Source organism: Alcanivorax sp., from assembly GCF_014762765.1.
GTDB lineage: Bacteria > Pseudomonadota > Gammaproteobacteria > Pseudomonadales > Alcanivoracaceae > Alcanivorax.
Genome location: NZ_JABURH010000011.1, coordinates 1 through 3,254, shown reverse-complemented (window position 1 = coordinate 3,254; position 3,254 = coordinate 1). Strand labels below are relative to the sequence as shown.

Annotated in this window: 3 protein-coding genes; all 3 read left to right on the top strand. The window is 54.6% G+C overall.

Annotation, left to right across the window (positions count from 1 at the left end; all coding sequences use genetic code 11):
- Positions 1-5 precede the first annotated feature (5 nt).
- The 3 genes from rpsL to fusA all read left to right on the top strand — a co-directional run bounded on the left by rpsL (position 6) and on the right by fusA (position 3,168).
- Positions 6-380 (top strand): 30S ribosomal protein S12, encoded by a 375-nt coding sequence (gene rpsL / locus HUJ17_RS00135; protein ID WP_022986299.1) that lies wholly within the window; start codon positions 6-8, stop codon positions 378-380.
- 138 nt (positions 381-518) lie between these two features.
- Positions 519-989 carry a 30S ribosomal protein S7 gene (gene rpsG / locus HUJ17_RS00130; protein WP_062817997.1) on the top strand — a complete coding sequence of 157 codons (471 nt, stop codon included), beginning with the start codon at positions 519-521 and terminating at the stop codon, positions 987-989.
- 79 nt (positions 990-1,068) lie between these two features.
- Positions 1,069-3,168 (top strand): elongation factor G, encoded by a 2,100-nt coding sequence (gene fusA / locus HUJ17_RS00125; RefSeq protein ID WP_290508816.1) that lies wholly within the window; start codon positions 1,069-1,071, stop codon positions 3,166-3,168.
- Positions 3,169-3,254 lie beyond the last annotated feature (86 nt).

The following is a 3,254-nucleotide window of genomic DNA, read 5'->3' as shown; positions in this document are numbered from 1 at the left end:
GTTTCATGGCAACTGTAAACCAGCTGGTGCGCAAGCCGCGCAAAAGCAAGGTAGAAAAGAGCGACTCCGTAGCCCTGCAGGGCTGCCCCCAGCGTCGCGGCGTTTGCACTCGGGTGTATACTACTACCCCGAAGAAGCCGAACTCCGCACTGCGTAAAGTGTGTCGTGTGCGTCTGACCAACGGTTATGAAGTGTCTTCCTACATTGGTGGTGAAGGGCATAACCTGCAGGAGCACTCCGTAGTTCTGATCCGTGGCGGTCGTGTAAAAGACCTTCCCGGTGTGCGCTACCACACTGTGCGTGGAACCCTGGATACGGCAGGTGTGCAGGACCGCAAACAGCGTCGCTCCAAGTATGGCGCCAAGCGTCCCAAGAAGTAATTGATCTACCGAGCACCTTTTTCTGAATGCCGCAGCTATCTGGCTGCGGAGGGATGAGTAAGGTCCGGACGGCATGCCGTTCCGGAATTACCTGAAGATTTCCCCGCCCTAAGCGGGAATGTTAGAGGAACACATCCGATGCCAAGACGTCGCGTTGTCGCCAAACGTGAGATCCTTCCGGATCCGAAGTTTGGTAGCCAGTTGCTGGCCAAGTTCATGAACCATGTAATGGTCAGCGGTAAGAAATCGGTATCCGAGCGTATCGTATACGGTGCCCTGGATATCATCAGCGAACGCAAAGGGGCTGACTCCCTGGAGATGTTCGAGAAGGCGCTGGACAATATTCGTCCCGCCGTTGAGGTAAAGAGCCGCCGTGTTGGTGGTGCCACTTACCAGGTTCCCGTTGAGGTTCGTCCCAGCCGTCGTACTGCCCTGGCAATGCGCTGGTTGGTAGATGCTGCCCGTAAGCGTGGTGAGAAGAGCATGCCTGCTCGTCTGGCCGGCGAGGTGATGGATGCCGCCGAAGGTAAAGGCGCAGCCATGAAGAAGCGCGAAGACGTGCATCGCATGGCAGAGGCCAACAAGGCCTTCTCTCACTTCCGCTTCTAATAGCAGAAGGCAATCGAGTGAAGCCGGCCTAACTTCAGGCCGGTTTCTATATTTGAACCAGTGAATCGAGGTTAGCCGCGTGGCACGTAAGACTCCTCTCAATCGCTATCGTAATATCGGTATCTGCGCACACGTAGATGCGGGTAAAACTACCACTACCGAACGTATTCTTTTCTACACCGGTGTGTCTCACAAGATTGGTGAGGTGCATGACGGCGCTGCCACCATGGACTGGATGGAGCAGGAGCAGGAGCGTGGTATTACCATTACCTCTGCTGCCACCACTACCTTCTGGCAGGGTATGGACCAGCAGTATGACCAGCACCGTATCAACATCATTGATACTCCCGGGCACGTGGACTTTACCATTGAGGTAGAGCGTTCCCTGCGTGTACTGGATGGTGCGGTTGTTGTGTTCTGTGGTTCCTCCGGTGTTGAGCCCCAGTCTGAAACCGTATGGCGTCAGGCCAACAAATACGAAGTGCCGCGTATCGTGTTCGTCAACAAGATGGACCGTGCCGGTGCCGATTTCGACCGTGTTTGTGACCAGATCCGTAATCGTCTGGGTGCCAAGGTTGTGCCGATTCAGTACAACATTGGTGCGGAAGACGAATTCAAAGGTGTTGTCGACCTGATCCGGATGAAAGCGATCTTCTGGAACGAAGACGACATGGGTATGACCTATGAAGAGCGCGACATCCCGGAAAACATCCAGGCCCGTTGTGACGAGCTTCGTGAGCAGATGATGGAATCTGCGGCCGAAGGCTCTGAAGAGCTGATGGAAAAGTACCTGGAGACCGGCGAGCTCAATAACGACGAAATCAAGGCGGGTCTGCGTCAGCAGGTTCTGGCCAATGAGATCGTTCTGGGCCTGTGTGGCTCTGCGTTCAAGAACAAGGGCGTTCAGGCGCTGCTGGATGCGGTTATCGAATTCCTGCCGGCACCTGATGAAGTAAAAGCGATTCAGGGTGTACTGGAAGATGGCGAGACTGTTGAGTCCCGCGAGTCTTCTGACAAGGCCCCGTTCTCCGCGCTGGCGTTCAAGATTGCCACGGACCCGTTTGTGGGCTCCCTGACCTTCATCCGTGTTTACTCCGGTGTGCTGAACTCCGGTGACAGCGTGATGAACTCCGTGCGCCAGAAGAAAGAGCGCGTGGGGCGTCTGTTGCAGATGCACGCCAACAGCCGTGAAGAGATCAAGGAAGTATTGGCTGGCGACATCGCTGCCTGTGTGGGTCTGAAGGATATCACCACCGGTGACACCCTGTGCGACCTGAACAACATCATCGTTCTCGAACGTATGGAATTCCCGGATCCGGTAATTTCCGTAGCGGTAGAGCCGAAGTCCAAGGCCGACCAGGAAAAAATGGGTCTGGCTCTGGGGCGTCTGGCGCAGGAAGATCCGTCTTTCCGGGTTAAGACCGACGAAGAAACCGGCCAGACCATTATCTCTGGTATGGGTGAGCTGCACCTGGATATTCTCGTGGATCGTATGAAGCGCGAATTCAAGGTCGAGGCCAACATCGGTGCGCCGCAGGTTGCTTACCGTGAAACCTTTACCCGTCCTGCTGATGTGGAAGGCAAATTCGTCAAGCAGTCCGGTGGTCGTGGTCAGTATGGTCACGTGAAGGTGAAGTTCGAGCCCATTGATCGTGATGAAGAGTTCCAGTTTGAAGAGCAGATTCACGGCGGTACGGTTCCGAAGGAGTACTTTGGTGCAGTCCAGAAGGGTATCGACGAGCAGCTGCAGTCTGGTGTGCTGGCGGGTTACCCGATTCTTGGTGTGAAGGCGACTCTGTACGATGGCTCCTACCATGAGGTGGATTCCAACGAGAACGCTTTCCGCATGGCTGGTGCTTTGGCTGTTAAGAACGCAGCAAAAGAAGCCGGCGCGGTACTGCTCGAGCCGATGATGAAGGTGGAAGCGGTAACCCCGGAAGACTACATGGGTGACGTAATGGGCGATCTTAACCGTCGTCGCGGTATCGTTCAGGGCATGGAAGACACTATGGCCGGCAAGATTATTCGCGCCGAAGTGCCGTTGTCTGAAATGTTCGGTTACGCTACCGACCTGCGTTCCATGTCCCAGGGTCGTGCCAGTTACTCCATGGAGTTCCTGAAGTACGCTGAGGCACCGAAGAATATCGCTGATGAAGTAATCAGCGGCAAAAAATCTTAAATTTACGGTTAATTTGTTAAGGGTATAGAGCCGTGGCAAAGGAAAAGTTTGAACGTAATAAACCGCACGTAAACGTAGGCACCATT

Coding starts and splice junctions, on each gene's coding strand:
- rpsL (WP_022986299.1), top strand. CDS start 6: ATGGCAACTGTAAACCAGCTGGTGCGCAAGCCGCGCAAAAGCAAGGTA.
- rpsG (WP_062817997.1), top strand. CDS start 519: ATGCCAAGACGTCGCGTTGTCGCCAAACGTGAGATCCTTCCGGATCCG.